Raw genomic sequence first — 26,210 nt, 5'->3', positions numbered from 1 at the left:
TCAACTTCACGGATGATGCCAAAACGGTCACCCGTGAGGAAGTGTTGGGTTCGAGTGCTGTGGACAATGCTCCACCACATCCCCAGACCATTCGGTTTGGGGATTTTTTGTTTGTGGTGGGTGCCGCATCGCTTGTAAATCCACCGTATTTTCGTTATAATAAAACTGAAAGAAGGTGGGCACTATGGTTTTGCAGTATTTTGTCACAGCATCCGATACAGGCAATAAGATTCCGGTTGACATCGACAAGTCAACTTCTGCCGACCTTGCTGCAACCAAAGAAAGTTGGCAGACCGACTGGACAAGTGAGTTTATTGGCGACCCTGCACTTGAAAAATACACCGCAAAAACCGAGAGTGGCGAAATCATAGCATTAGGTGCTTACCGCGAAACAGAAGCTAGTATGTTCGTTTATATCGAGTATATCGAAAGCCACCCGGAAAGCAACCCAACATTAACTGCAAACCGCAAATATCTGGACATTGGGCGCATGATGATCGCATTCGGCATCCAGCTTTCCATTGATTCCGGTAAAAACGGTGTTGTCACCTTTGAAGCCAAGACGGATGAACTTGCAAAACATTATATCCGGGATTTTGGCGCAATTCAGGTCTTTGCCAAACAGTCCGGTGGACCGATCATGTTGATGATTGCCGATAATGCGGCGCTTTCTCTTTTCAATATATATCTTTCCTGAAAGGTGGTGCTCCTATGGATATCGAGGTCAAACGAATGTCCCCTACTGCTATTGAAATGCTTGACCAACTCAGTGCAGTCTGCAAACGGTTCGGCGTCGATTACTATGCAGCCTCCCAAAATCAGCGTGATCTGCTGGACAGCATTGCCCTACACGAATACCAACTGAAAAAAGCACACGAACAAGGGCTGAAGCGTTCCGAAGTGCCGCCGTTTCTCGGTTTGAAGCGCTCTGACCGCAGCAACGATATGCCCGCCTGAAGGTTCGACTGTCGTTGATAATGCTCCACCACATCCCCAGACCATTCGGTCTGGGGATTTTTTTGTGTCATTTGCCAGCCCGGAACAGCAAGCCGAGAATTTCACTCTTATCGGGGTGTTCTTTCCTTGGCGGGTGTGGTATACTCGGCTTAGCGCAACAAATCGGAATTGGGAGGCTCGAATCATGTGGAATGAATTAGGCATCAGCGGTGGAACCGCAATCATTATTTTGATCGCGCTGTATTACGTTATCAAATGGGCAGTGAGAAACGGCATCAAAGAAGCCTACCGTGCTATCACGGGAGAGAAAACCAATGAAGATATCCAAAACGAAAAAGAGCTGAAAGAACTTGGCTCGGATTCAGAAGATCAATAAATCTGCGCTCGTTCCCGGCAAAGAGCAGCGCACAAAAACCCACATAAAGGAGATGCTTCCCCATGGAATACAAACGTTTTGGCAATAAGATCATTGTCCGCATCGACAAGGACGAGGAGATCCTAGAACAGGTCAAAAAACTTGCCCTGAAAGAAAACATCCGCCTTGCCGCCGTGCAGGCGCTGGGCGCCACCAACAGCTTTACGGTAGGCGTATATAATGTAGCAGAGAAGCAATACTACGCCAACAGCTTCAGCGGCAGCTTTGAGATCGTGTCCCTGACCGGCACCATCAACACCATGAACGGTGAATTCTACACCCACCTGCACATGAGCGCCGGAAACGACAAGGGCGAGGTGTTCGGCGGACACCTGAACCGGGCGGTGGTCAGCGCCACCTGCGAGATGGTGGTGGAGGTTCTGGACGGCACGGTAGACCGCCAGTACGACCCCGTTACCGGGCTGAACCTGTTCAAGTTCTGAGCTTCTTTTCAAAAACAAGAAAGACCGCTGCGCGATGTCTGCGCAGCGGACTTTTGTTTATAGCTCTTCCCGGCGGGTGTAGGGCGTCATGCCGTGGTCGGCGGGGTCGTAGGCTTCCAGCACGGTAATGTAGTTTTCCTGAAAGTGGCACAACACGGTCTTTAAAATGCCGCTCAGCTGCCCCTTTACCGTGATGGTGGACAGGACAAAGTCTGCCACCAGCTGCACCGTCTCCGGCTGCAGCTCAAAGCACAGGCCCACCGCCAGCATAGGGATGACGATCTGCTGCGCCTGCAGCGGCACCGCGCTGCCCAGCTTTTCCAGCACCGGACGGCTCAGCGCCGAGGCTGCCTGTACGCAGCGCTCCACCTTTTCCTGCGGGAAGCGCTGCATCAGTTCCATGCTGCGCAGCTGCGCCACCACGGCGGCATCGTCACGCACGATGCCCCGGGTCACTTCTTCCTCCGTGCGGGTGGTCGCGCATTGCAGCATACAGCGCATGGCGTCCTCATAGCCCTTGTAGTAGGTCTGACGGTCGCAGAACAGGTCCAGCATGGAGCGCAGCACGGCATCGGTCTCCTCGGAGACCGCCAGCCGCCCGAAGTCCATCGGCGTGCCTTCCATCCCTGCGCTGCGGTCGTTCAGTGCCTGCAGCTCCTCCGGGATGACCGTGGAGGGCAGAAAGCGGTCGTTGCCGTTGCGGTAAAAGCCCCACTCTGCGGGCAGGATGCGGGGGATGACATCGCCGCTGGAAACGATATTGAAGATATTGCTGGTGCCCCAGTTCTTTTTCAGGCTGCCGTCTGCCGCGTGGTTGTTGTCATAATCCTGCTGCAAATCGGGGCAGTCTGCCGCCGTCAGGGACGCCGGGGCGGCAAAGGTATAGACAAAGGTGTTTTTCTTTTCCAGCTGCGGCAGCACGGCGGGCAGACGCGCCGCCACAAGGTTGGCCACACCGCCGCCCCGGCTGTAACCGCCCATCCAGAGCTTCAGGGTGCCCAGCGGCTGGCGCTTTGCCGACGTCTGAACGTATCCTCGTATTTTTTCAACCAGCTGCCGCGCCGCCGTCACAAAGCCGACGTGGGCGCTGCCCGGCCCTGCATGAAGGTTGCCGGACCACTCGGCCCCGTAGCCGGAGCCACGCAGGAACGCCCCGATAATAGTCACCTGCCTGCCGCCGCGCACCAGCGTTTTGCGGGCGATGGCGCAGCCCACGGTGTCCGGGGTGTCGTTCAGGCTGTGGGTATAGTTGAACAGCTGCACCTCGGTAAAGCCCAGCTTTGCAAAGGCGTCCCGGATATGGTCGGCGCGGCCGACCTCCCCCTCCATCCAATAGCGCTGGTCGCTCTCCCATGTACAGTCGGCGGCTGCCGCCATGCCCAAGGTGGCCAGCGCCAGCTGGTTGTCGTACTCCGTGGCAGGGTGGTCGAACAGGCTGTCGCTGTAATAGTAGTCGTGCCGCAGGTCGGCACCGCAGCGGTCGCTGCGGTACCACAGGGTATAGTAGTCGTCCGGTACGGCGCGGCCGACCAGCGCCGTAGCCGCCCCGGCCTGCGGCAGCGCCGCACCGGGAGCCAGCGCACCCGCCGCAAGGGTCACCGCAAGACCCTTACAAAAATCCCGTCGTTTCATGGTTTCATCCCCCGCATCCGCTCCTGCGGCCTGTGCACCGCAGGCTTTTTTATAGTATAATCCTTTTTGCCGCCGGATGCAATTTTTACTTGCGGCAGCAGACGGGACGATTTAGAATGCGCGCCGCTATCGGGTTGCGGCACCCAGCATCCGCATCGTGCCTTGAGCGGCACTTGCGTCTTGCTGGCCGCTGCCCCAACAACTCCTCCCTGTTTCCGCCGCTGGCGGCGGTCGTCGTCGTTGCACTCTGCGCATATTCAGCGGAAAGAATATTTTAAATTTCGGGTTTCAGGAAAGTCTGCGGACTTTCCTGAAACCCATTTTCACGGGAGGGGTCGTAAAGGCAAACGGCATTTGTAGTGCCGCTTTCTGCGAAAGCGCGGCGCTGCGGGCGGGCGCTTGCTCCCCCGAGAGGGACGACTTCCCCCGGCCGGGGGAAGATGTCACCGCAGGTGACAAAAAGGGGAATCTGTCGCGCAGCGACTGAGGGGCTTCAAATCGGCGGAGCCGGAAAAAACGGTTAAAAGATCTTCACGCCGAACAGGCGTGAATCTTCAGTTTTTTCCGGTGTAGCCCTCCTCTTTGGGGTTAAAAGGGGCGAGCAGCCCCTTTTTCGTGGCTCCAGCGCGTCGAAATCGCTGGTGGTTTTCTGGTTCTCTTTTGCCACCAAAAGAGAACATCCCTCGGCTACCACCTCCTACCCCGTGCCGCTGCAACTGCCGCTTTTTCTCTACACTCTCTGTAAAAAATCAACCGGAAAGCTCCGCAGAACTTCCCGGTTGATAGATACCATAATATTCTTTATTACAGCGAAAGATCCAACTCATGGCAGTACTCCACGATGTGGTGGAACATCTGCTCCACGGCGGGAGCCATGGAGGTCGGGCGCTGCACGGCCAGACCCACCACGCGGTACTCCTCCGGCTCGATGGGGTACACCTTGACGGCGGCCTTGCAGTCCCGCAGCAGCATCTGCGGCATGATGGAGATGCCAAGCCCGGCCTCCACCATGGCAATGTTGGACTGGTCGTCGATGACGTGGCAGCGGCGCTCGGTGCCGATCTTGTATTTCTTGAGGAACTGGCGCATTTCGGCGTCGGTGGCATCGCACTGCACCACAAAGCTCTGGCCGTTCATCAGCGCCGGGGTCATTACGCCGTCCTGCGGCTCCGGCCAGTCCTGCGGCACGATGCACAGCAGCGGCTCCCGGAACAGCTCGGTGAGGTTGAATTCCTCCCGGCAGGTAGAGGACAGGAAAGCGATATCTACCTGACCGGTGCGCAGCCATTCCTTGACATCATCGTAGGTACCCTGATATACTTCGATCTCGATCTGCGGATAATGCGCCGCAAAGCTTTTCAGCAGCCCGGGCAGCAGCGAGGCACACACCGAGTTGAATACCCCCAGCTTTACCTTGCCCTTTTCCAAGCCGTTCAGACGGGCGATGCTCTGCTTCAGCGCCTCGTCACTGTTGAGCACATCGCGGATAGAAGGATACAGGGAAGCGCCGTAACTGGTCATGGATACGCCGTTTTTGCCGCGGTTGAACAGGGCAAAGCCCAGCTCCTCCTCCATTACGGCAATGGCGTGACTGATGGCCGAGGGGGTCAGGTGCAGCTGCTGTGCCGCCTTGTTGAAGCTGCCCTGCCGGGCCACGGCATCAAAAATTTCGTAGGAAAAAAGCGTCATGCCCAAAGCCTCCTTCCGTCTTTACTGGTTCGGAGACGCCCGATTCTCTGTGAATCTTTTTCATCTTTCATTTGAGATAGTTCAATTATCTTCTTGATTGTACTATCCCGCGCCTTTTCTGTCAAGCATTTTGCCCCGATTTTTGCACGTTCTGTGCAGATTTTGCCGCGATTTTTGCAGGAAATGCCGCCTTTATTACGTTATAGTTCCTGTAACGATTTTTAACGACCTGAACGAGGTATTTTTATGACCGCACTTTCCCCGCGCCGCACTTTCAGCGGCACTGCTCTTAAAACCATTGCCTGCATCACCATGCTGGTGGACCACATCGGCGCGTCCTGCATCGAGGCAGGCATCCTTACGCCCGGGCTGGACGCTGGCATCCTCTCGCAGGACACCCTTTCCGCCTACCCGCTGTACCGGCTGGACATGGTGCTGCGCTTCACCGGGCGGCTGGCCTTTCCCCTGTTCTGCTTTTTGCTGGTGGAGGGCTTTGTGCACACCCACAACGTCAAAGGCTATTTGGGGCGGCTGGTGCTGTTCGGCCTTCTGAGCGAGGTGCCTTTTGACCTTGCGTTCTTCCGCACCCCCTTTGACCCCAGTGCACAGAACGTTTACTGGACGCTGGCGCTGGGCGTGCTGGCTATGGCAGGGCTCAAGCGCTTTGAAAAGGAAAACGGCCTGCCCGGCTGGCAGGGGCTTGTGTGGGCGGGCGGGTGCGCCGCGCTGGCGCTGGCTGCCTGCACCGACTACAACGCCAGCGGCGTGATCATCATCTGCGCGCTGTACCTGACCCGCACAAACCGCAAGCGGCAGTGCCTTGCGGGCGCACTGCTGTTTATGTTCGAGCTCACCGCCCCGCTGGCCTTTGTGCTGATCTGGTTCTATAACGGGCAGCGCGGTGCGTGCAGTCCGCTGCAAAAAAAGGCCTTTTACTGGTTCTACCCGGTGCACCTGCTGGTGCTGGCAGGTATCACGAACCTGCTGCTGTAAAGCTTTTCCGGTTCAGCTGGCTCACCGCTGCAAGACGAGACGATTGGGAATGCCCTCCGCGTTGCTCTGGGCATATTCAGCGGAAAGATTATTTATAATTTGGGGGTTCTGAAAAGCCCGCGGAGCTTGTCGGGGCAAAGCCCCTCCATCTGCTTGCGCAGACCGCTCTGCCGCTTAAAAGCCCCACTGGGGCTTTCATTGCTGCGCAAACGCGGGCTTTTCAGAGTCCCTTTTTCACGAGTAAAAACGCTATAAAAAAGGAAAATCCCCCGCAGTTTTCACGAAACTACGAGGGATTTTCTTGGCGGAGTAGGAGGGATTTGAACCCTCGCGCCGTTGTTTAGACGACCTACGCCCTTAGCAGGGGCGCCTCTTCGGCCTCTTGAGTACTACTCCAGAGCAAAGTGTGTTACACTTATTCAATAAAAATGGCGGAGAGAGTGGGATTCGAACCCACGGTACGTTGCCGTACGGCAGTTTTCAAGACTGCTTCCTTAAACCACTCGGACATCTCTCCTTGTGGACACTCGCGTTACGCCGTGTCGAATGCCTATTTACTTTACCAGATTTGCGCCGTTCTGTCAAGCCCTTATGCAAATTTTTCTTTTTTCTGTACGATAGCTGCACAGCAGGCGCATTTATCACAACCTTTATTCGAAGTTTTTTTGGATTTTCTCTTTACAGAAACACCCTTTTGTTGTATAATAAAACCAACATAAACCACCCATTGGGAAAAGGAGCATCATCATGTCGTTTTCAGAGCTATTGAAGCAGTGCCGCAAAAAGCAGGGCGTCAGCCAAGCGGAGCTTGCCTCCAGACTGGGGGTCACCCAGCAGGCTGTCGGCAAGTGGGAAAGCGGCAAGTCCTCCCCCGACCCCTCCACCGTGGCCCGCATTGCAGAACTGTTGAACACCACGGCGGACTATCTGCTGGGGCTGTACCGCCCGGTCAGCAACGTTTCTGCCCCCGAGGAGCGCTTTTTCGGCAGCTACACCGAGAGCCTGATCCCGGTCATCGGCACGGTGAAGGCCGGTTACGGCGCACTGGCCTTTGAAGAGGACTACGGGCAGGAGTACGCCCGCGTGAAGGACCCCTCCAACTATTTTTATCTGGTGGTGCGCGGCGACAGCATGGAGCCCCGCATTCAGGATGGCGACCTTGCGCTGGTGCACAAGCAGGACACGCTGGAAAACGGCGATCTGGGCGTACTGATCTACGGCGACGAGGGCGAGGGCACCCTGAAGCGCTACATCCAGCGCGGCAACTGCGTGGTGCTGCAGCCCTTCAACCCCGCCTATCATGAAATGGTCATCAGGGGCGAGGACCTGAACCACCTGCACATTGCAGGCCGCGTGGTGGAAACCAAGGCCAAGTGGTAAGCGGAACCCTCTCAGTCATCGCTACGCGATGCCAGCTCCCCCAAGGGGGGAGCTTATAGCACTGCCATAAGCTTTTATCATTCATCCGATACGTTTCCGTTATCGCAAAAAAGCTCCCCCTTCGGGGGAGCTGGATGCGACCAACGAGAGCAGACTGAGAGGGTTCGAGGCCAAAGACGTCCCCTCTGTTTTTCATAAAGCCATCTGCTATTTTGCGTATGGCTTTATTTTTTGACCCTTTTTCCCGGTTTTATCCTTTTGGGAGGTGCATTCTGCATGGAACAGACCCTGATGGACAAGCTGACCATTCTGGCGGACAGCGCCAAATATGACGTTGCCTGCACTTCCAGCGGGGCGTCCCGCACCGCGCGCCCGGGCACGGTAGGCAGCTGCTACGCCCCGGGCTGCTGCCACGCCTTTACCGCCGATGGCCGCTGCGTCAGCCTGCTCAAGGTACTCATGACCAATTGCTGCTCCTTCGACTGCGGCTACTGCGTCAACCGCCGCTCCAACGATATCCCCCGCGCCACCTTTGCACCCCGGGAGCTGGCAGAGCTGACCATGGAGTTCTACCGCCGCAATTACATCGAGGGGCTGTTTTTGTCCAGTGCGGTGCTGGGCACCCCGGACTACACCACCGAGCGGATGCTGGCGGTGCTGCGGCTGCTGCGGGGTGAATACCGCTTTGGGGGCTACATCCACGCCAAGGCTATTCCGGGCACAAGCCCGGAACTTTTGCAGCAGCTGGGGTATCTGGCCGACCGTCTGAGCGTGAACGTGGAACTGCCCAGCGAGCGCAGCCTGAACCTACTGGCCCCGGACAAGGGGCGGCATTCCATCTTCCGCCCCATGAAGCAGATCGCGGTATCCGGCGCCGCCAGCCGGGAGGAGCTTACCCTCTACCGCCACGCGCCCAAGTTTGCCCCCGCCGGGCAGAGCACCCAGATGATCGTAGGCGCTTCGCCGGAGACGGACTACCACATCTTAAAACTGACCGAGGGGATGTACCACAAATACGGGCTGAAACGGGTGTTCTACTCTGCTTACATCCCGGTAGCCGAGGACACCCGCCTGCCCGCACTGGACACCAAGCCGCCCCTTCTGCGGGAGCACCGGCTGTATCAGGCAGACTGGCTGCTGCGGTTCTACCAGTTCGAGGCAGACGAAATTTTAGATAAGGATAACCCCAACTTCAACCCCTATCTGGACCCCAAATGCAACTGGGCGGTGCAGCACTACGGGCTGTTCCCGGTGGATGTGAACCGTGCCCCCTTCGAGATGCTGCTGCGGGTGCCGGGCATCGGCCCCAAAAGCGCCCGGCGCATCTGGCACGCCCGCAAGCAGGCGGCACTGGGTCTGGACGAGCTCAAGCGCATGGGCGTGGTGCTTAAGCGGGCGCAGTACTTCATCACCTGCCGGGGCTTTTCCGGGGCGCACCCGGGGCGCGGCAGTGCCGGACGGGAGCGCATTACCCGGGCGCTCATCGACCCCAACGTATTCAGCGGCAGCTGCGAGCAGCTGAGCCTGTTCAGCCCGCCCGCCGTGGACAACCTCATCGGGCAGGGCGTGCCGCCCCGGACGGCTGTCCGCATGGTAAGGGAGGAGGCCGTGCAATGTCTTGCCAAGGCGCTGTAAATCCCAAGGGGGCACGCAAGCTGCACGATGCCGACGTGGTCTACCTGTACGACGGCAGCTTTGAGGGCTTTCTGTGCTGCGTGTACGAAAGCTTTGCCCAGCACGAGCTTCCCTTTGCGGTGTGGACGCCCCAGCGGGAAACGGCCACCCTCTACCCGGTCAAGGACATTGCCACCGACCCCGCCGTTGCCCGGCGGGTATTCGCCAGCTTTGGCAAAAAGCTGGGCGCAGAGACCGAGTACCTCGTCAGCCGGGATTTTCTCTCCGGACAGGAGGACAAGGAGCTGCTGTTGCTCCGGTTTCTGCATCTGGCCTTTGCGCTGGGCCCGGGCACGGTCAAGCGGGAGGGACACCCGGTGGTCGCGCCCCTCTACGCCATGAAAAAAAGTCTGGACTGGGAGGTAGACAAGTTTCAGGGCTTTGTGCGGTTCGAGGAGCACGATGGCATGCTGGGCGCGGTCATCCACCCCAAAAATTATATCCTCCCCCTGCTGCGCCCACACTTCTGCGGACGCTTCCCGGAGGAGGATTTCATGATCTACGATGCCGTCCATCAGGCGGTGCTGCTGCACGAGGGACACAGCACCCGGCTGCTGGAGCTGGCAGCGCCCTTGGAGCTGCCGCCGCCCAGTGCGCGGGAGCAGCAGTTTCAGGCGCTGTGGACGCAGTTCTACAAAACGCTGGAAATCAAAGCGCGCCACAACGAAAAAGGCCGCATGACCCATTGCCCCAAGCGCTTCTGGGCGGATATGGTGGAGCTGCAGGGGGAGTTGTAATTATTTTTCCTGTGCTTCCAGTGCGCTTTCCACGCCCTTGAGCAGATCCTCTGCCGGGATGCCGTACAGCCTTGCCAACGCCATCAGGTTGGAGGTGTTCGGCTCCGAGGTGCCGTTCTCCCACTTGGACACTGCCTGACGGCTTACGCCGATAGTCTCAGCCACAAACTCCTGTGTCATCTTGCAGCGGGTGCGGTTCTCCTTGAGCATCTCGGAAAGCGACTTGCGCACGATCTTGACTTCCTCCGTGAGCTTGGGCGGCTTTTCCAGATTGCGGGCAATGCGCCAGAGCAGATAGAGTGCAGCCACGATGGCCACCGGCAGCAGCAGCCGCACGAGCATCGTCGCGACACTCACCGTCTGGAGCGCTCTGAAAAAAAGGTTGGTCAGAAAATCACTTTTCATATTCGTTTCCTCCTTTGGAAGCTTTCTCTTGTGGTTTTTGTGGCACGATTCTAGCACAAAAGCCCGGTTGCGTCCACCAACCAGAGCGCAAACTCCGGTTGCGGCGCGTATTTTTAGCCTATTGGGGGCAGATAATTCACAAAAACGTTGCATCTGCATCGTTGCAACGGGCAAAACCTATGGTATACTATAAGGGATATCCGGGCAGGCATTTCTGCCCCCCAACACCCCCGCTGCGGGGTCAACACAAAAGGAGTATTGTAGCGTTATGGTTCGCATTACTATGGAAGACGGCGGCATCATCGACATCGAGCTGAACGAGGAAGTTGCCCCCATCACCTGTGAGAATTTCAAAAAGCTGGTCAAGGAAGGCTTTTACAACGGCCTGACCTTCCACCGTGTCATCCCCGGCTTTATGATCCAGGGCGGCTGCCCGCTGGGCACCGGCACCGGCGGCCCGGGCTGGAACATCAAGGGCGAGTTTGCCGCTAACGGCGTCAACAACCCCCTCAAGCACACCCGCGGTGTGATCAGCATGGCACGCAGCATGAACCCCAACAGCGCAGGCAGCCAGTTCTTCATCATGCATCAGGATGCACCTCATCTGGACGGCCAGTACGCCGCCTTCGGCAAGGTGGTTGCCGGCATGGACGTTGTGGATAAGATCGCTTCTGTCCGCACCGACTGGAACGACAAGCCCACCACCCCGGTCAAGATGGCCACTGTGGAGCTCATCGAGGGCTAATTTTAAATGCAAAATAGCGGAACACCCTGCGGGTGTTCCGCTATTTTTTTGCAAAAAACTCTCTGTGAAAAGGGTGCCCCGGAGCGTCCGCAGACGCTCCGGGGCACTGAAATAAAAAATCAAATTCCTTGGAGCATGGCCAAAGCGCACGCGGCGGCCATTTCAAATCGTTTTCAGCAGCCTTCTTTTTCAGCCAGCTTGCGGCCCATGAGCACGCCCATGACCGAGGCCATCATCAGCCCGCGCGTCCAGCCGGAGGAGTCGCCCAGGCAGTGCAGCCCCTGAATGTTGGTGTCGAGGTTCTCGTCCATCTTCACCTTGTTGGAGTAGAACTTCAGCTCCGGGCTGTACAGCAGGGTCTCGTTGGCGGCAAAGCCGGGCACGACCATGTCCAGCATCTTGATGAACTCGATGATATTGGTCATGGCGCGGTAGGGCATGGCGGCGGTGATATCACCGGCCACGGCATCCTTCAACGTGGGCTTCACGTTGGACTGTGCCAGTTCCTTCTGCCAAGTGCGCTTGCCGTCCAGAATATCGCCGTAGCGCTGCACCATGATGTGGCCTGCGCCCAGCATATTGGTCAGCTCGCCCACCTTCTGGGCGTAGGCGATGGGCTGGTTGAAGGGCTCGGTAAAGTTGTGGGACACCAGAATGGCAAGGTTGGTGTTCGGACTCTTCTTTTCCTTGAAGCTGTGGCCGTTGACCACGGCAAGGTCGTTGTCGTAGTTTTCCTGCGCCACAAAACCGCCGGGGTTCTGGCAGAAGGTGCGCACCTTGTTCTTCCACGGCTTCGGGTAACCGATGAGCTTGGACTCATACAGCACCTTGTTCACCTTTTCCATCACCTCATTGCGGCACTCCACACGCACGCCGATGTCCACGGTGCCGGGCTTATGGGCGATGTGGTGCTCTGCGCAGAGCTTTTCCAGCCAGTCTGCACCGCGGCGTCCGGTGCCGATGACCACCTCGTCCGCGTACACAGGCAGCAGGCTGTCGCCGTCCTTCAGCAGCACGCCCTTGCAGCCTTCCTCTTCCAGAATGATGTTTTCGCACTCGGTATTGAAGCGCATCTCCACGCCGTTGTCCGCCAGATAGTTCTGGATGGCCAGATACAGCTCCTGTGCCTTCTCGGTGCCCAGATGGCGGATGGGGCAGTCCACCAGCTTCAGACCTGCGTGGATGGCGTTTTTGCGGATCTCCTTGATGTCCTCACCGGTGTAGATGCCCTCCACATGGGGGTCTGCGCCGAACTCCAGATAGATCTTATCGGTGTAGTCGATGAGTTCCTGTGCAAACTCCTCCCCGATGAGGGTGGGCAGGTCGCCGCCCACCTCGTAGGAAAGGCTCAGCTTGCCGTCCGAGAACGCGCCCGCACCGGAAAAGCCGGTGGTGATGGCGCAGGTGGGGCGGCAATTGACGCAGTGGCCTACCTCTGCCTTGGGGCAGTGGCGTTTTTCTACCGGCTTGCCCTTTTCCACCAGCAGCATCTTCTTTTTGCTGCCGTGGCGCAGCAGCTCCACAGCGGTAAAGATGCCGGCAGGGCCCGCACCCACAATGATCAGATCGTACTTTTCCATGATTTTGTTCCTTTTTCCTTTTCTTGATAATTGGTGTAGAATCCTCTCAGTCAACGCCTGACGGCGTTGACTGAGAGGGTTTATTCCTTACTCCCGCTTCTCCTGCTCCACGGTGGCGCTCTCGTCCACATGGTCCAGTTCCACGGCGGTAGCCTCTGCATCGGTGCGGGTCACGTCCGGGGCGACAACGCCGTCGCCGTTCAGGTCCTCGCCGGTAATGCTTTCCAGCACAGACTGGGTCTCCGGGTGCAGCTTGGCAAAGCGGCGCACGGCCAGCACGGTGTACAGAGCGCTGAGCAGGTTGATGGCACCCTCTACGATCAGGATGACGCCGATGGCCATCACCAGCGTTTCCATGGCGCCGAAGGGGTTTGCGATCAGGATGACGCCCAGCACCACGCTGAGCACCGGCAGCAGCAGAAAGCCTTTCCAGCTGTCATAGCCGCAGCGGCGCAGGTCCAAGGCGTTCTGCACCCGGCCAATGGCGTCAAAGATGACGAACAGGCCGAACACGATGGGCAGGATACTTACCACGATATCGCTGCGCAGCAGCAGAAAAACACCCAGTGCAAGGCAGATAAGGCCGGAGATCAGGGTAAGCTGGCTCTGGAACACCCCGCGCTCCACCACAAAGTAGCGGATCAGCTGCACCGCTGCGCAGGCCAGCACCACGCCGCCCAGCGCGTAGCAGACGATGTTCAGCGCCGTGCCGGGCTTCATGACCAGAAAAATGCCCAGCCCGACGTACAGCAGGCTCATGAGGATCAGATTCCACTTCAGCTTTTTTACCATAGAGATCACGTTCCTTTCGTTTGCAGGGCCGCTGCCCGCACCCGGGTCAGTGGTACAGGGGTGCGATGGTGGTCTTGTTGATACGGGCATAGAAGGCCATGCTCATCAGGATGCTGACGACTTCCGCAATGAGGAAGGCCCACCAGACATTATTGACACTGCCGGTCTGTGCCAGCAGCCACGCTGCCGGCAGCAGCACGAACAGCTGGCGGCAGACCGAAACGATCAGACTGAAGACGCCGTTGCCCAGCGCCTGAAAGACCGAGCTGAGCACGATGCTGACGCCCGCCAGCAGGAAATGCAGGCAGATGATGCGCATGGCCGGGATACCGATGGCCAGCATGGCGTCGCTGGCGGCAAAGATGCTCAACACCTGCCGGGGTGCGAACTGGAAGATGCAGAAGCCTGCCAGCATGATGCCCTCGGCGTAGCACACCGCCAGCTTGATGGTCTTTTTCACACGGTTCGGTCTGCGGGCACCGTAGTTGTAGCTGATGATGGGTACCATGCCGTTGTTCAGGCCGAAAATGGGCATAAACACAAAGCTTTGCAGCTTGAAGTAGACGCCGAACACCGCCACCGCCGTAGCGGAGAAGGCCATCAGGATCAGGTTCATGCCAAAGGTCATCAGGCTGCCCACGCACTGCATGGCGATGCTGGGCAGACCCACGGTGTAGATGCGGCCAATGGCCTTGGCGCTGGGACGGAAGCCTTTGAAGCTGATCTGGATGTCCGGGTTTTTGCGGGTGTTGAAGTACAACGTCATGCCTGCACCGCAGAACTGGCCGATGACCGTAGCCACCGCCGCACCGGTGGTACCGGACAGCGCCTCGCCGCAGTAGCCGAAGATGAAGATGGGGTCCAGAATGATGTTCACCACGGCACCCACCAGCTGGCTGATCATGCTCAGATAGGTGCGGCCGGTAGCCGCCAGCAGCTTTTCGCCCATGGTCTGAGTGAACAGACCCAGACTGAAGATGCAGCACACCGACAAATACTGGATGCCCTGCTGCGCAATGACGGGGTCACTGGTCTGGGCGTAGAAGTAGGGCTTCATACAGGTAAGGCCGATGACAAAGAACACCGCAAAGCTACACAGGGAAAGAAAGATGCCGTTTTCTGCGGTGGCGTTGGCACGGCTCTGGTTCTTCTCGCCAAGGCTCTTGCTCAGCAGGGCATTCACGCCCACGCCGGTGCCCACGCCCACGGCGATCATGACATTCTGCAATGAAAAGGCCAGCGATACGGCGGTAAGAGCGTTCTCGCTGACATGGGACACGAACACCGAGTCCACCACGTTGTACAGCGCCTGCACCAGCATGGAGATCATCATCGGGATGCTGAGTTTCAGCAAAAGGGGGTTGATCTCCATGGTGCCCATGATGTTTTCCCGCACCTCGGCGGGTGCGGTCTGCGATTGATTTGTTTTCACGATTTCTCCTTTTGAACACTTGGGATTGGGGATGCTGCGGCATGGATATCACTCTCAGTCAACGCCGCAGCCACTAAAGCCTTTCCCCCAAGGGGGGAAGCCTTCAGAAGGTATACGCTCTGTAAGAACTTCCCTTGCCGGAAACGTGGGCAGGGCGCAGAAGCGCCCTGCCCACGTTCTGTCGTTGTTTATTGGGTCTGGCTGGGGGTCACAGCGTCTTTTCCTTGGCGGCGGCTGCGTCCAAGATCATCTTCACGCAGGTCTCGCGGCCAAGGGCGGCGTTGATGGCCAGATCGTAGTTGTGGGCATCGCCCCAGCGGTTCTGGGTGTAGTAGTTGTAGTAGGCCGAGCGGTTGCGGTCGGTCTTTTCCACCTCGTCCTTGATGCCCTTTTCGTCCTTGGCCTTTACCAGAGGATTGGTCTTGGCGTACTGCAAACGCCACTCCTTGGGTGCATACACGAACACCCGCAGCACGTCCTTGCGCTCCCGCAGGACGTAGTCACCGCAGCGGCCAAGGATCACGCAGGGGCCTTCCTCGGCCAGCTGCTTGATGATACGGCTCTGCAGAATGAACACCTGATCGCCCAGCGGCAGCTCGTTGCCCATGGTGTACAGACTGTACAGCAGGCTGTGGGTGTGCCGTTTCTCGCTGGCGGCAACAGCCTCCTCCGACAAGCCGGAGTTCTTTGCTGCCATGGTGATCAGCTCCTTGTCGTAAAGCTTGATGCCCAGCGCATTTGCCACGTCCTCTGCGATGAAGCGTCCGCCGGTGCAGTACTCACGGCCCAAAGTGATGATCGTCTTTGCCATAATGTGTTCCTCCTGTTTCATATATCGCCCTGAAAAAGCTTACGGCTGTGCCGGGGCGTCCCCGGTCTGGCCATTGGCTTTGGGTTCTGTGCTTGCAGGTACAGGCTTCGGCTTCGGCAGCCGTACCTCTGCTACCCGCATGGTGCCGGTCTGGTCCACTGCATACACGCTGCATCGCCCGCCTGCGGCCAGCAGCTCCGGCGGGAACTGTACCCCGCCGTCCTCGGTGCGGGTACAGCGCAAAAAGGTGCGGTGAGCGGTGGTGGCGTGCGCCACGCCGTCGTGGGGCGCGCAGGCGATCCAGCCGGAAAAATCCTCCGGCAGGTCTGCGGGCTCTCCCCGCCGCTCAAAGTAGTAAACGCCCGGCTGGGTGCCGGCGCGCAGCTCGCAGCGCAGCCGCCGGGGACGGTCGGCCTCAGTCTCCCGCTGCTTTGGCCGCAGGGCAATGGCCTTGCCGGTAAAGTAACGCATAAAATCCACCAGCGCCATGGTGCAGTTCACCGCGCCGTCGGTATCGGCGGTGGGGTCGTTCAGCAGCACAAAATCTGCCATCACGGCGTCATCGTGGCCAAAACCGTGCAGCCCCATCCACAGCCGCACCGGGTCGCGCTGACCGCGCACCCGTCGCTCCACCTGCACCGCTACCGAGCAGCCGTCGTGGATCTGCTCCCGCAGGTCAGCAAGGTCCATCCATGCCTGCCAGCAGGGGTAGCCGCAGCAGCCTGCGGCGGCCGCCGCAAAGGCAGTGTTGCCGGTGCTGCGGGTGCTGCCGTCCTCCATGGCGTAGGCCACTTCTTCCGGCAGGATATCCTCGCCCCAGCGGTTCATCAGCGCCGCCATGACCAGCGGCAGATCCATCTCCCGCCCAAAGCTGGGGTCGTGGGCGGAAAGGCAGTATTCCGGCAGATAGAGCCGCCGGTTCAGCGCATGGCCGTTGCGCTTTTCCCACGCAAGGGGACGCACCGCCGCCGCCAGCAGACGCACCGCCGGGGTGACTTTATCGTTGTTGGTGGAAAGGTTCACCTGCAATTGTACGCCGGTGCCGCCGCCCGGGGCGGCCACCGTGACGGTATCGCCCATCAAAAAGATCATGCCGTCCTCGCTCTGGCTGGACACGCTGCACCGGGGGTAGTCCGGTGCCCACTTGCCAAAGCTCATCCAGGCTGTCCACGCCCCTGCTGCGTATACCCGGCAGCGCACCTCCACCATGGTGTCCCGGGGTGCATGGGCGTTCCAGCTGACATTCAGGTTGCAGAACGCCGGCATGGCGAATTCCGGGGTGGTGTAGCTGCCGTACAAAAGGCTGCGTCCGGCCACGCTATCCAGCACCAGTGCGCCGTTTTCCAGCGCAAGGTTGTCCAGCTGCCCGCGGGAAAAGGTCTCTGTCCCCTGCAGCACAAGATTATTCCGTTGTTCCATGGGACATCGCTCCTTTCCGCAGTTTTATCGCTTATTCCTCCGGGGTGTCGTCGTCGGCGTAGTCCTCCTTGAGGGCTGCTTCCAGCTCGGCGTCCTTCATCTTGCGGATGTTCTCCTCAATGTGGAACACCCGGTCAATATCGCCGTACACGATCTGGCAGGACACCTCGGTAACGAACCAGAAACCGAAGATCAGCATCAGGAAAAGCCCCAGCGGCATGCACAGGATCACCACGCCCCAGAACAGCACCTGCACGATGGCAGCAGCCAGTGCGTGGGGCAAAAAGGCGATCATGCAGTTGATGCTGTTTTTCAAAGTCAGGCTCAAAGGCTGGTCCAGCAGCACCACCTGCGGCCACATATAGGCAAACAGCATCTGGAACAGTACCAGATTGAGCACCGTAGCCACCCACAGCGGAACACCCACGTTGGTGCCGTGGTACAGCATATTGAAGCAGAAATAGACGAGGAAAATTTGCAGCGTGACCACCACGGTGTACAGCACACCGGGCACAAGGCTGGCCTTGAAGTTGCGCTTGAAGGCCTTGCGGTAGGTCACCCACCAGTAGCCCGCCTCGTCGCGCAGCGCGCGCAGGACGGTATCGTACATTCCGGCCAGTGCGGGCCCGGCCAGCAGACCGCCCACGGCGGCGCTGCCCAGCATCACCGGCAGACTGTTCTGCAAAAAGCCGATATACACCAGGCAGATAACCGGTGCAAACCCGATGCAGGTCAGCAGGTTTGCAAGGAACATGCCGTTCATATCACGGCCTACAAGCTCAAAAAAGCGGCCGATGCCGGTCTTGCGGGGGGCATCCTTTTCGACACCCTTACCGGCCTTGAAATCATTGGCAGAAGGAAAAAGACCCATAGTAACTGCGGTACCTTTCTTACGTTTTTAACCGGCACCGCAGGCGTTTTGTCTGGAAAGTGCCATTGTGCTAACTTTACAGATATAAATATACCTGTATTTTGTCAACTTTGCAAGATACAACCGGGGCTAATTGTAAAAAAATATTTATCTCTCCCTTTTTTACGCAAAATGTGCTACAATGACAATGGCATTTTTTGCAATAGGAGGAAACCATTATGAGCATTCTTCGCACCATTGCGATGTTTATTTATCTGTTCGGGTACATGATCCTGCATTACGGCATCCTGCGCCGCGCCGAGCGCGCCGCAGCCGCCGGAGATACCGCCACCGTGGAGCAGATCGTGAACCAGCATATCCCCCGCTGGAGCCGGGGCATCTTAAAGGTGACCGGTGTTTCCCTGTCCGTGGACGGACTGGAGAATATTCCCAAAGACCGCCCCTGCGTGTTCGTGGCGAACCACCGCAGCTACTACGACATCCCTTTGCTGCTGGCAGGGCTGGAAAAGCCCCACGGCATCCTTGCCAAGGAGGAGCTGGAAAAGATTCCCCTGCTCAACCGCTGGATGAAGCTGCTGGGCTGCGTGTTCGTGCAGCGTGATGATGTGCGCGCCTCGGTGCGGGCGCTGAACGATGCCACCGCCATCGTGGAGGGCGGCCGCAGCTTCGTCATCTTCCCCGAGGGCACCCGCTACAAGGGTGAAGAGGGCGGCGCAGGCGAGTTCAAGGCCGGTGCTTTCCGCATTGCGGTCAAGACCGGTGCCCCGGTGGTGCCGGTGGCTGTGACCGGTGCCCGCGCCCTGTTCGAGACAAACGGCAACCGCTGCCGCCCGGGCGGTGTGCGCATCAAGATCATGTCGCCCATCCAGACCGCCGGCATGAGCAAGGCCGAGCAGAAACAGCTGCCCGACGCCGTGCGCCAAAGCATTCTGGCTGCCCTGAAGTAACAGCCTTTCCCGCCCGTTTCATCACACAGGAGAACTATTTTATGGCAAGCTACCGTTACGAACGCGACATCGACCCCAAGGACCTCAAGCCCCGCAAACAGCGGCAATACAGCCGCAGGGAGCGCTGGGCAAACTGGTGGGACTACAACCTGAAATGGGTGCTCCTCTTCGGCATTGCGGGTGCGTTCGTGGCGTACTGCTTTATCGGGCAGTATTTCCTGACCACCCACCCGGATTACAACGTGGCGGTGGTAAGCCCCTACTACCTGCCCGAAGCCACCGTCACCGCCCTGCAAGAGCAGCTTGCCGCCTACGGCGAGGACTGCAACGGCGACGGCAAGGTGGTGGTAAAGCTGAACCAGTACACCATGGCTTTCAACAGTGAGGACTCGGACGCCTATCTGGATATGGCAGGCACCACCAAGCTTTCCACCGATATCCAGAGTTCCCTCAGTTCCATCTTTATCCTGTATGACCCCGCAGGCTTCCAGCAGACCACCGGCACGTTGCGGTATCTGGACGGCCATCTGCCCAAGTCCGATGCCGACAGCGACTGGTGGAACATGGTCTACCGCTGGACGGACTGCCCGGTGCTGACCGGGATGGAGCTGGGCAGCTACACCTCGGACGCAGTGCAGAGCGCCAGCGGCGACAGCCAGCAGCTGCTGGCAGATTACTATATCGGCATCCGGGGCGCATGGCTGAAGGAATCCGCTTCCCTGCTGGAAAACAGCGAGCCCCTTTGGGCAAACCTGACCGCCGGGGCAGTCTCCACCGCCGGGGAGGGGCACTAAAGATGCGCTTCCGCATCAAAGCCGGCGGCCCCGCCGCACGGTTCACCTTTGACCGCACCCCCAAACCCCAGCCGCCCGCGCCGCCCATTCTCCGCGCCGCAGACCTTGACAACCCCTACGGGCGCTATTACGGCAAAGCCCGCAGCTGGGAGGATATTTTGAAAAATAAAAACAGCGATTGAGAGGCTCTCTGGTCGTCGCCGCAGGCGATGACCGGAGAGCCTCTGTTTTCTATTTTCGTCTTTTTACCCATGGCTGATTTGAAATTTTCTCCACTCTCAAATGGAGAGCGGTTTGTTGTTTCTCTGTCCCGGTTATGGTATACTTACTAGGTATCCCCGCAAAAACCGACCAAAAAGGATGTGACCCCCATGGACGCACTGGAACAAGCCCGTGCCGAGATCGACACGGTGGATGCGCAGCTGGCTGCGCTGTTCGAGCGCCGGATGGCTGCCGTTTTGCAGGTGGCCGAATATAAGCGGGCGCACGGCCTGCCCATCTACGATGCCGCCCGGGAGGCCGCCGTACTGGAAAAGGCCGCAGCCCGCATTCAGCAGCCTGCGCTGCGCCCTTACTATAAAGACCACGTCCAGCACATGATGGATCTTGCCAAGCAATACGAAGCCGCTGTGCTGGGGCGCAACCGCGCTGCCTATCAGGGGGTGGAGGGTGCGTTTGCCCACATCGCCCTCAAGGCGCTGTTCCCCCACGCCGAGGCCGTGAGCTACTCCACATGGGACGAGGTATTCGAGGCCGTGGCCTCGGGCGAAGCCGCCCACGGCGTAGTGCCCTTTGAAAACAGCCACGCCGGGGATGTTTCTGCCGTGCTGGACCTGTGCTATAATCACCCGGAGCTGTGGGTGGTGGACGTGTACGACCTGCCCATCTCCCAGAACCTGCTGGTGCTGCCGGGCACCCAGCTTTCCCAGCTGCGCACGGTGTACAGCCACCAGCAGGCCATTGCTCAGAGCGAGACCTTTTTAAAGCAGTTCCGTCTGCCCGCCACCGCTATGGCCAACACCGCCATGGCTGCAAAGTTCGTGGCGGAAAGCAAAGACCCGACAAAGGCCGCCATTGCCAGCGCTGAGACTGCCGCCCTGTACGGGCTGGAGATTCTGGTGCCCAACATCAACACCGACGGCGACAACACCACCCGGTTCATCGTGCTCAGCCGCGAAAAGCCCACGGCGGGCAACCGGTTCTCCCTGCTTTTCACGGTGGACAACAAGCCCGGCAAGCTGGCCGAGGTCATTCAGGTCATCGGTGCCAGCGGCTTCAATATGGAGTCCATCAAGAGCCGCCCCATGCCGCACGTTCCCTTTGAATATTATTTTTATGTAGAGCTGGTGGGCGATGCCGCCGCCGGCGAGACCGCCGCGCTGCTGCGCGAGCTTGACCGCACCTGCCGGACGGTGCGGCTGTTAGGAGTGTATACAAAATGAGTGATTTTATCGGAACCAAGCTGACCATGAATCTGGGCGAGCGCAGCTACGACATCATCGTCAAGCGCGGCTCGCTGGAAAACCTGTATCAGTTCGCCCGGCTGGACCGCCGGGTGGCGGTGGTCACCGACAGCGGTGTGCCTGCACAGTACGCCCAGATGGTAGCCGACCAGTGCAAGGATGCCACCATCATCACCGTGCCGCAGGGCGAGGCCAGCAAGAGTTTTAAAATTCTGGAGACCGTGCTGCGGCAGATGCTGGACTTCGGCATGGGCCGGGGCGACCTTGTGGTGGCCGTAGGCGGCGGCGTGGTGGGCGACCTTGCCGGGTTTGCCGCTTCCATCTATATGCGCGGCATCGACTTTATCAACTGCCCCACCACCACCCTTTCCATGATCGATTCCTCCATCGGCGGCAAGACCGCCGTGGATCTGGGCGACACCAAGAACATCGTGGGTGCCTTCTGGCAGCCAAAGCTGGTCATCGTGGACCCGGACACCCTGTCCACCCTGCCCCGCCGCCACTTCATCAACGGTCTGGCCGAGGCCATCAAGGCCGGGCTTCTGGCCGACCCGGAGCTGTTCTCCATCTTTGAAAAAGAGGACGTGGATGACCGCATCGGCGACATCATCTGCCGCAGCCTGCGCTTTAAAAAGAGCATCGTGGAGCAGGACGAGACCGAGCAGGGTATGCGCAAAGCGCTGAACTTCGGCCACACCATCGGCCACGGCATCGAGGCCGTGAAGGGCATCAAGGGACGCCGCACCACCGGCCTGTTCCACGGCGAGTGCGTGGCACTGGGTATGCTGCCCATGATCGAATCCAAGGCGCTGCAAAAGCGGGTGCGCGGCGTGTACCGCCGCTTAGGGTTGCCCACCCGCACCGCCTACGATAAGGAAAAGGTGCTGGCCGAGATGCTGCACGACAAAAAAGCACAGGACGGACAAATCACCATCATCAAAGTGCCCGGCCTTGGCTGCTGGCGCGCCGAGACCATCCCTGTGGAGGGGCTGCGCCCGCTGCTGGGCATGGAGGACTGACCCATGAAAAATACCTTTGGCAGCGACCTTTCGCTGACTATCTTCGGCGAGAGTCACGGCCGTGCCGTGGGCGCTGTGCTGGACGGCATGGCCGCCGGTGTGCCGGTAGACGAGAGCTTCCTCGCCGCCTGCATGGATAAGCGCCGTGCCCGGGGCGACGGCCTTTCCACCCCCCGGGTGGAGGCAGATGCGGTGCAGCTGCTTTCCGGTGTGGTGAACGGCCACACCACCGGCACCGCCATTGCCCTGATGATCGAAAACCAGAACACCCGCAGCGGCGACTACGCCAAGACCGCCGACCTGCTGCGCCCCGGTCACGCGGACTTTACCGCCTACGCCAAGTATCACGGCTTTCAGGACGCCCGGGGCGGCGGGCACTTTTCCGGCCGGGTGACCGCCGCCCTCGTGGCAGGCGGCAGCATCGTGCTTGCCGCATTGCAGCGGGCGGGTATTGATATCGCCACCCACATCGCCCGGTGCGCTGGTCTTGCAGATACGCCCTTTGCACTGGACGACCCCGCCGCCCTTGCGGCACAGGTGGAGACGCTTGCCAGTAAGACCGAGGGCTTTGCGGTGTTGGACGCCGCCGTGGAGGAGCCCATGAAAGCCGCCATCCGCGCCGCCGGTGCCGAGGGCGACAGCGTGGGCGGCGTGCTGGAAACTGCCATCCTCGGTCTGCCCGCCGGCATCGGCGAGCCTTACTTTGACAGCGTGGAGAGCGAGATCGCCCATCTGGCCTTTTCCATCCCGGCGGTCAAGGGCATCGAGTTCGGCACCGGCTTCGGCTTTGCCGGGCTGCGCGGCTCGGAGGCAAACGACGCCTTCCGCATGACGGCAGAGGGCGCGGTGGTCACCGCCACCAACCACAACGCAGGCATCAACGGCGGCATCGCCAACGGGATGCCGGTGGTGTTCCGCACCGCCGTCAAGCCCACTCCCAGCATCTACAAGCAGCAGGATACGGTGGATTACATCGCCAAAAAGGACGCGCAGCTGTCCATTCAGGGGCGGCACGACCCCTGCATCGTGCCCCGGGCCGCCATTGTGCAGACCTGCGCCGCCGCCCTTGCGGTGGGCGATCTGCTCACCGCCCGGTACGGTGCCCGGTGGATGACCGACCCCACCGGCTACCGGAAGGAGGCCTGAGATGGAATACGGACTGATCGGCGGCAAGCTGGGACACTCCTACTCCAAGACCATCCATGAGCTGCTCTGCGGGTACAGCTACGAGCTGTGCCCCCTGCCCACCGAGGCAGATGCCCGCGCCTTTTTGCAGCGGCGGCAGTTCAAGGCCATCAACGTGACCATCCCCTATAAAAAGCTGGTGATGGAGTACTGCTCCTTCATCGACCCCCGCGCCCGCGCCATCGGTGCGGTGAACACGGTGGTCAATAAAAACGGCCTGCTCTACGGCTACAACACCGATTATCTGGGCTTTGCCCACCTGTGCGAAGCCCACGGCGTGGAACTTGCGGGCAAAACGGTGCTCATTTTAGGCACCGGCGGCACCCACAACACCACCCGCGCGGTGGCGCTGGACAAAGGTGCTGCCAAGGTGCTGACGGTCAGCCGCACCCCCGACCCGGAAAAGGGCGAGCTGAGCTACGCCGAAGCCGTGCGCAGCGGCGCACAGGTGGTGTTCAACACCACCCCCGCCGGGATGTACCCAAACGTGGGCGTGTGCAGTCTGGACGTGGCCGCCATGCCCGGGCTGGAAGCCGTGGTGGACGTGGTCTATAACCCCAACAAGACCGAACTCATTCTCCGCGCCGAGGACGCCGGTGTGCCGGTAGCCGTAGGCGGGCTGGAGATGCTGGTGGCACAGGCGGTGTATGCCGCCGAATACTTCCTTGGCCGCAAGTTCGAGGACGCCCCGGGCGAGGTGCGGCGCATTACCGCTGCGCTGCGCCGCGAGACGCTGAATATCGCCCTTGTGGGAATGCCCTCCTGCGGCAAATCCACCCTTGGCCGCCTGCTGGCAAAGCAGCTGGGCAGACCGCTTGTGGATCTGGACGAGGAGATCGTCAAGGCAGACGGACGCAGCATCCCGGATATCTTTGCCGCCGAGGGCGAAGAAGGCTTCCGGGCAAAGGAAGCCGCGCAGATCGCCCGTTTCGGCAAGGAAAAAGGACTTGTGCTCTCCTGCGGCGGCGGCGCGGTGAAGCGGGCAGAGAATGTCCGCGCCCTGCGCCAGAACGGCGTGGTGCTGTTCATCGACCGGCCGGTGGAAGCGCTGGCTGTGGGCGGCAACCGTCCGCTTTCTTCCAGCGCCGAGGCGCTGCGCACCATGGAAGCCCAGCGCCGCCCGCTGTACCTTGCCGCCGCAGATGCGGTGATTTCTAACACCGGCACGCTGGCCGAGGCGCTGGCAGCTGCACAGGAGGCACTGGATGAAATTTTTGATTCTTAACGGGCCAAACATCAATCTGGCGCGCTGGTCTGAGCCCGGCGTGCCGGGCGAAGTGGACTACACCGGCCTGATGGACTATGTGCAGGCGGGCTGCGACCAGCTTGGCATTGAAACGGATATCTGTCAGTCCAACCACGAGGGCGATTTGATCGACGAGATCCAGTCTGCCCCCGGGCGGGTGGACGGCATCGTGCTGAACCCCGGCGGCTACGCCCATTACAGCGTAGCCATTCTGGACGCGCTGCGGCTGTGCAGCGTGCCCGCCGTAGAGGTGATGTTGGACGCCCCGGACGAGCGTGAGCCCTTCCGCAAAACGGATGTGGTGTCCTTTGGCTGTCAGGGGCATTTTATCGGCGAAGGCCCGCAGGGCTACCTGCACGCCTGCATCTGGCTGGCGCAGCTGCTGCGCACCGATGGCTCCTCTAAGGCGCATATCGTGATGTAAAACAAACAGGAAAGGAACGACCTCCCATGATCATCTCCACCAAAAAAGGCACTCCCAAAGAGGAGCTGGAAAAGATCGTTGACAAATTCGAAAAGCAGGGTCTGGACGTGACCCTGATCACCGGCAAGGACTACAACGTGTTCGGTCTGGTGGGCGACACCACCAAGATCGACGAGCGGGACGTGCTGGCAAACCCGTGGATCGACAACGTTACCCGCGTGTCCGCGCCCTATAAGCGCGCAAACCGCCTGTTCCACCCCGCAGACTCGGTCATCGATTGCGGCGGCGTGAAGATCGGCAGCAAGGAAAAGATCGCCGTCATGGCGGGCCCCTGCAGCATCGAAAACGCCGAGCAGGCGCTGCGCATCGCGCAGGGGGTCAAGGCGGGCGGCGCAGCGCTGTTCCGCGGCGGTGCCTACAAGCCCCGCACCTCTCCCTACGCCTTTCAGGGTCTGGAGACCGAGGGCATCTTGGACATGGTAAAGGCACGCGAAGCCACCGGCCTGCCCATCGTCTCCGAGCTGATGAGCGAGGACCGCATCCCGGAGTTTGAGGAGTATGTGGACGTGGTGCAGATCGGCGCACGCAATATGCAGAACTTCCAGCTGCTCAAGGCCGTGGGCAAAATGCACAAGCCCGTGCTGCTCAAGCGCGGCCTGTGCAACACCATTGAAGAGTGGATCATGAGCGCCGAGTACATCATGGCCGGCGGCAACGAGCAGGTCATCTTCTGCGAGCGCGGCATCCGCACCTTTGAAAAATACACCCGCAACACGCTGGATCTCTCCGCCGTGCCCCTCATCCACGAAAAGACCCATCTGCCCATCGTGGTAGACCCCAGCCACGCCACCGGCAAGGCCAATCTGGTGGAGCCTATGATGATCGCCGCGGTAGCCGCCGGTGCGGACGGTCTGGAGGTAGAGGTGCACTACGACCCCCAGCACGCATGGAGCGACGGCGCACAGTGCCTGACCCCGGACGCCTTTGCACAGGCCATGGCAAAGTGCCGTCAGGTGGCTTGGGCTATCGGCCGGAATATGTAAAAAACGCCTTCCTGTTCAGGGAAAGCGCCAGCTACCAGCGCCCTCATCCGTCTGCTCCCTGCGTTCGCAGCCACCTTCCCCCGACCGGGGGAAGGCTTTGGTGCAGTACCGATG

General features: G+C 59.7%; 27 protein-coding genes and 2 tRNA genes. 18 read left to right on the top strand and 11 right to left on the bottom strand.

All coding sequences use genetic code 11. The features are described 5' to 3' along the window. Nucleotides 1-184: 184 nt before the first annotated feature. The 4 genes from C7J97_RS14935 to C7J97_RS01320 all read left to right on the top strand — a co-directional run bounded on the left by C7J97_RS14935 (nt 185) and on the right by C7J97_RS01320 (nt 1,815). A complete protein-coding gene (locus C7J97_RS14935) occupies nt 185-697 on the top strand; it encodes a hypothetical protein (protein WP_113993403.1) in 513 nt (170 codons plus the stop codon). Between the two features lie 14 nt (nt 698-711). After that, complete coding sequence (locus C7J97_RS01335) at nt 712-957, top strand: hypothetical protein (protein ID WP_005943479.1); 246 nt, start codon at nt 712-714, stop codon at nt 955-957. A gap of 184 nt (nt 958-1,141) precedes the next feature. Next, nucleotides 1,142-1,333 carry a DUF6019 family protein gene (locus C7J97_RS01325; RefSeq protein ID WP_113991821.1) on the top strand — a complete coding sequence of 64 codons (192 nt, stop codon included), beginning with the start codon at nt 1,142-1,144 and terminating at the stop codon, nt 1,331-1,333. A gap of 62 nt (nt 1,334-1,395) precedes the next feature. Further along, on the top strand, nt 1,396-1,815 hold the full coding sequence (locus tag C7J97_RS01320) for a PPC domain-containing DNA-binding protein (protein WP_113991815.1): 420 nt from the start codon (nt 1,396-1,398) through the stop codon (nt 1,813-1,815). Between the two features lie 57 nt (nt 1,816-1,872). Here C7J97_RS01320 and C7J97_RS01315 read toward each other — a convergent pair whose 3' ends face one another. Both C7J97_RS01315 and C7J97_RS01310 read right to left on the bottom strand, forming a co-directional pair. Then, nucleotides 1,873-3,447, bottom strand: a complete 1,575-nt coding sequence (locus tag C7J97_RS01315; protein ID WP_113991814.1) for a lipase family protein — start codon at nt 3,445-3,447, stop codon at nt 1,873-1,875. 804 nt (nt 3,448-4,251) lie between these two features. Continuing rightward, a complete protein-coding gene (locus tag C7J97_RS01310) occupies nt 4,252-5,136 on the bottom strand; it encodes a LysR family transcriptional regulator (RefSeq protein WP_112090977.1) in 885 nt (294 codons plus the stop codon). A 246-nt stretch (nt 5,137-5,382) separates the two neighbouring features. Between C7J97_RS01310 and C7J97_RS01305 the strand changes: the two genes are divergently transcribed. Beyond that, nucleotides 5,383-6,129, top strand: coding sequence for a TraX family protein (locus C7J97_RS01305; protein WP_113991813.1), 747 nt, complete (start codon nt 5,383-5,385; stop codon nt 6,127-6,129). Between the two features lie 302 nt (nt 6,130-6,431). On the opposite strand, the gene C7J97_RS01300 is transcribed toward C7J97_RS01305, so the two are convergent. Together C7J97_RS01300 and C7J97_RS01295 are read right to left on the bottom strand one after the other, a co-directional pair. Continuing rightward, nucleotides 6,432-6,525 (bottom strand) — tRNA-Ser (locus tag C7J97_RS01300). Nucleotides 6,526-6,558: 33 nt separating this feature from the next. Further along, nucleotides 6,559-6,646 (bottom strand) — tRNA-Ser (locus C7J97_RS01295). A 230-nt stretch (nt 6,647-6,876) separates the two neighbouring features. Between C7J97_RS01295 and C7J97_RS01290 the strand changes: the two genes are divergently transcribed. From C7J97_RS01290 to C7J97_RS01280, 3 genes are all read left to right on the top strand, one after another. Further along, nucleotides 6,877-7,509, top strand: coding sequence for a LexA family protein (locus tag C7J97_RS01290; protein ID WP_015537218.1), 633 nt, complete (start codon nt 6,877-6,879; stop codon nt 7,507-7,509). Nucleotides 7,510-7,785: 276 nt separating this feature from the next. Further along, on the top strand, nt 7,786-9,144 hold the full coding sequence (locus tag C7J97_RS01285; RefSeq protein WP_113991812.1) for a putative DNA modification/repair radical SAM protein: 1,359 nt from the start codon (nt 7,786-7,788) through the stop codon (nt 9,142-9,144). Beyond that, a complete protein-coding gene (locus C7J97_RS01280; protein WP_113991811.1) occupies nt 9,123-9,920 on the top strand; it encodes a TIGR03915 family putative DNA repair protein in 798 nt (265 codons plus the stop codon). Before C7J97_RS01285 ends, C7J97_RS01280 begins: the two co-directional genes overlap by 22 nt. Here C7J97_RS01280 and C7J97_RS01275 read toward each other — a convergent pair whose 3' ends face one another. Further along, nucleotides 9,921-10,325, bottom strand: coding sequence for a helix-turn-helix domain-containing protein (locus C7J97_RS01275; protein WP_113991810.1), 405 nt, complete (start codon nt 10,323-10,325; stop codon nt 9,921-9,923). Between the two features lie 268 nt (nt 10,326-10,593). Here C7J97_RS01275 and C7J97_RS01270 point away from each other — a divergent pair, with 268 nt between their 5' ends. Next, a complete protein-coding gene (locus C7J97_RS01270) occupies nt 10,594-11,070 on the top strand; it encodes a peptidylprolyl isomerase (RefSeq protein WP_097785286.1) in 477 nt (158 codons plus the stop codon). A 173-nt stretch (nt 11,071-11,243) separates the two neighbouring features. On the opposite strand, the gene C7J97_RS01265 is transcribed toward C7J97_RS01270, so the two are convergent. The 6 genes from C7J97_RS01265 to C7J97_RS01240 form a co-directional block, all read right to left on the bottom strand. Beyond that, on the bottom strand, nt 11,244-12,650 hold the full coding sequence (locus C7J97_RS01265; protein WP_005921675.1) for an NAD(P)/FAD-dependent oxidoreductase: 1,407 nt from the start codon (nt 12,648-12,650) through the stop codon (nt 11,244-11,246). Nucleotides 12,651-12,737: 87 nt separating this feature from the next. Further along, nucleotides 12,738-13,442 (bottom strand): HdeD family acid-resistance protein, encoded by a 705-nt coding sequence (locus tag C7J97_RS01260; RefSeq protein WP_097782876.1) that lies wholly within the window; start codon nt 13,440-13,442, stop codon nt 12,738-12,740. 46 nt (nt 13,443-13,488) lie between these two features. Continuing rightward, nucleotides 13,489-14,874, bottom strand: a complete 1,386-nt coding sequence (locus C7J97_RS01255; RefSeq protein ID WP_113991809.1) for an MATE family efflux transporter — start codon at nt 14,872-14,874, stop codon at nt 13,489-13,491. Between the two features lie 208 nt (nt 14,875-15,082). Continuing rightward, on the bottom strand, nt 15,083-15,685 hold the full coding sequence (locus C7J97_RS01250) for a cytidylate kinase-like family protein (protein ID WP_097779069.1): 603 nt from the start codon (nt 15,683-15,685) through the stop codon (nt 15,083-15,085). Nucleotides 15,686-15,724: 39 nt separating this feature from the next. Further along, entirely contained in the window at nt 15,725-17,104 is a 1,380-nt protein-coding gene (locus C7J97_RS01245) for a hypothetical protein (RefSeq protein ID WP_113991808.1), read from the bottom strand. 31 nt (nt 17,105-17,135) lie between these two features. Continuing rightward, nucleotides 17,136-17,975: a DUF624 domain-containing protein gene (locus C7J97_RS01240; protein ID WP_005921666.1), complete on the bottom strand. Its 840-nt coding sequence runs from the start codon at nt 17,973-17,975 to the stop codon at nt 17,136-17,138. 218 nt (nt 17,976-18,193) lie between these two features. Between C7J97_RS01240 and C7J97_RS01235 the strand changes: the two genes are divergently transcribed. From C7J97_RS01235 to aroF, 9 genes are all read left to right on the top strand, one after another. After that, on the top strand, nt 18,194-18,922 hold the full coding sequence (locus tag C7J97_RS01235) for a lysophospholipid acyltransferase family protein (RefSeq protein WP_113991807.1): 729 nt from the start codon (nt 18,194-18,196) through the stop codon (nt 18,920-18,922). Between the two features lie 41 nt (nt 18,923-18,963). Next, a complete protein-coding gene (locus C7J97_RS01230; RefSeq protein WP_005921660.1) occupies nt 18,964-19,716 on the top strand; it encodes a hypothetical protein in 753 nt (250 codons plus the stop codon). 2 nt (nt 19,717-19,718) lie between these two features. Beyond that, a complete protein-coding gene (locus C7J97_RS01225; protein ID WP_113991806.1) occupies nt 19,719-19,898 on the top strand; it encodes a hypothetical protein in 180 nt (59 codons plus the stop codon). 189 nt (nt 19,899-20,087) lie between these two features. Then, entirely contained in the window at nt 20,088-21,158 is a 1,071-nt protein-coding gene (locus C7J97_RS01220; RefSeq protein WP_055186298.1) for a bifunctional chorismate mutase/prephenate dehydratase, read from the top strand. Beyond that, nucleotides 21,155-22,198, top strand: coding sequence for a 3-dehydroquinate synthase (gene aroB / locus C7J97_RS01215; protein ID WP_113991805.1), 1,044 nt, complete (start codon nt 21,155-21,157; stop codon nt 22,196-22,198). The genes C7J97_RS01220 and aroB overlap by 4 nt, the downstream gene beginning before the upstream one ends. A gap of 3 nt (nt 22,199-22,201) precedes the next feature. Further along, nucleotides 22,202-23,344 carry a chorismate synthase gene (aroC, locus tag C7J97_RS01210; RefSeq protein WP_113991804.1) on the top strand — a complete coding sequence of 381 codons (1,143 nt, stop codon included), beginning with the start codon at nt 22,202-22,204 and terminating at the stop codon, nt 23,342-23,344. Nucleotide 23,345: 1 nt separating this feature from the next. Beyond that, nucleotides 23,346-24,608 carry a shikimate kinase gene (locus C7J97_RS01205; protein ID WP_113991803.1) on the top strand — a complete coding sequence of 421 codons (1,263 nt, stop codon included), beginning with the start codon at nt 23,346-23,348 and terminating at the stop codon, nt 24,606-24,608. Beyond that, nucleotides 24,589-25,053: a type II 3-dehydroquinate dehydratase gene (locus tag C7J97_RS01200; RefSeq protein WP_015537199.1), complete on the top strand. Its 465-nt coding sequence runs from the start codon at nt 24,589-24,591 to the stop codon at nt 25,051-25,053. The genes C7J97_RS01205 and C7J97_RS01200 overlap by 20 nt, the downstream gene beginning before the upstream one ends. Before the next feature lie 26 nt (nt 25,054-25,079). After that, entirely contained in the window at nt 25,080-26,096 is a 1,017-nt protein-coding gene (aroF, locus tag C7J97_RS01195; protein WP_113991802.1) for a 3-deoxy-7-phosphoheptulonate synthase, read from the top strand. Nucleotides 26,097-26,210 lie beyond the last annotated feature (114 nt).

The organism is Faecalibacterium prausnitzii (genome assembly GCF_003324185.1).
Classification (GTDB): Bacteria; Bacillota; Clostridia; order Oscillospirales; family Ruminococcaceae; genus Faecalibacterium; species Faecalibacterium prausnitzii.
The sequence above is the reverse complement of the archived record's forward strand: the minus strand, read 5'-3'. Positions and strand labels throughout refer to the sequence as shown.

Bases quoted from the DNA above. Each gene is read 5' to 3' on its own strand.
- C7J97_RS14935 (WP_113993403.1), top strand. From the start codon at position 185: ATGGTTTTGCAGTATTTTGTCACAGCATCCGATACAGGCAATAAGATT.
- C7J97_RS01335 (WP_005943479.1), top strand. From the start codon at position 712: ATGGATATCGAGGTCAAACGAATGTCCCCTACTGCTATTGAAATGCTT.
- C7J97_RS01325 (WP_113991821.1), top strand. From the start codon at position 1,142: ATGTGGAATGAATTAGGCATCAGCGGTGGAACCGCAATCATTATTTTG.
- C7J97_RS01320 (WP_113991815.1), top strand. From the start codon at position 1,396: ATGGAATACAAACGTTTTGGCAATAAGATCATTGTCCGCATCGACAAG.
- C7J97_RS01315 (WP_113991814.1), bottom strand. From the start codon at position 3,447: ATGAAACGACGGGATTTTTGTAAGGGTCTTGCGGTGACCCTTGCGGCG.
- C7J97_RS01310 (WP_112090977.1), bottom strand. From the start codon at position 5,136: ATGACGCTTTTTTCCTACGAAATTTTTGATGCCGTGGCCCGGCAGGGC.
- C7J97_RS01305 (WP_113991813.1), top strand. From the start codon at position 5,383: ATGACCGCACTTTCCCCGCGCCGCACTTTCAGCGGCACTGCTCTTAAA.
- C7J97_RS01290 (WP_015537218.1), top strand. From the start codon at position 6,877: ATGTCGTTTTCAGAGCTATTGAAGCAGTGCCGCAAAAAGCAGGGCGTC.
- C7J97_RS01285 (WP_113991812.1), top strand. From the start codon at position 7,786: ATGGAACAGACCCTGATGGACAAGCTGACCATTCTGGCGGACAGCGCC.
- C7J97_RS01280 (WP_113991811.1), top strand. From the start codon at position 9,123: ATGTCTTGCCAAGGCGCTGTAAATCCCAAGGGGGCACGCAAGCTGCAC.
- C7J97_RS01275 (WP_113991810.1), bottom strand. From the start codon at position 10,325: ATGAAAAGTGATTTTCTGACCAACCTTTTTTTCAGAGCGCTCCAGACG.
- C7J97_RS01270 (WP_097785286.1), top strand. From the start codon at position 10,594: ATGGTTCGCATTACTATGGAAGACGGCGGCATCATCGACATCGAGCTG.
- C7J97_RS01265 (WP_005921675.1), bottom strand. From the start codon at position 12,650: ATGGAAAAGTACGATCTGATCATTGTGGGTGCGGGCCCTGCCGGCATC.
- C7J97_RS01260 (WP_097782876.1), bottom strand. From the start codon at position 13,442: ATGGTAAAAAAGCTGAAGTGGAATCTGATCCTCATGAGCCTGCTGTAC.
- C7J97_RS01250 (WP_097779069.1), bottom strand. From the start codon at position 15,685: ATGGCAAAGACGATCATCACTTTGGGCCGTGAGTACTGCACCGGCGGA.
- C7J97_RS01245 (WP_113991808.1), bottom strand. From the start codon at position 17,104: ATGGAACAACGGAATAATCTTGTGCTGCAGGGGACAGAGACCTTTTCC.
- C7J97_RS01240 (WP_005921666.1), bottom strand. From the start codon at position 17,975: ATGGGTCTTTTTCCTTCTGCCAATGATTTCAAGGCCGGTAAGGGTGTC.
- C7J97_RS01235 (WP_113991807.1), top strand. From the start codon at position 18,194: ATGAGCATTCTTCGCACCATTGCGATGTTTATTTATCTGTTCGGGTAC.
- C7J97_RS01230 (WP_005921660.1), top strand. From the start codon at position 18,964: ATGGCAAGCTACCGTTACGAACGCGACATCGACCCCAAGGACCTCAAG.
- C7J97_RS01225 (WP_113991806.1), top strand. From the start codon at position 19,719: ATGCGCTTCCGCATCAAAGCCGGCGGCCCCGCCGCACGGTTCACCTTT.
- C7J97_RS01220 (WP_055186298.1), top strand. From the start codon at position 20,088: ATGGACGCACTGGAACAAGCCCGTGCCGAGATCGACACGGTGGATGCG.
- aroB (WP_113991805.1), top strand. From the start codon at position 21,155: ATGAGTGATTTTATCGGAACCAAGCTGACCATGAATCTGGGCGAGCGC.
- aroC (WP_113991804.1), top strand. From the start codon at position 22,202: ATGAAAAATACCTTTGGCAGCGACCTTTCGCTGACTATCTTCGGCGAG.
- C7J97_RS01205 (WP_113991803.1), top strand. From the start codon at position 23,346: ATGGAATACGGACTGATCGGCGGCAAGCTGGGACACTCCTACTCCAAG.
- C7J97_RS01200 (WP_015537199.1), top strand. From the start codon at position 24,589: ATGAAATTTTTGATTCTTAACGGGCCAAACATCAATCTGGCGCGCTGG.
- aroF (WP_113991802.1), top strand. From the start codon at position 25,080: ATGATCATCTCCACCAAAAAAGGCACTCCCAAAGAGGAGCTGGAAAAG.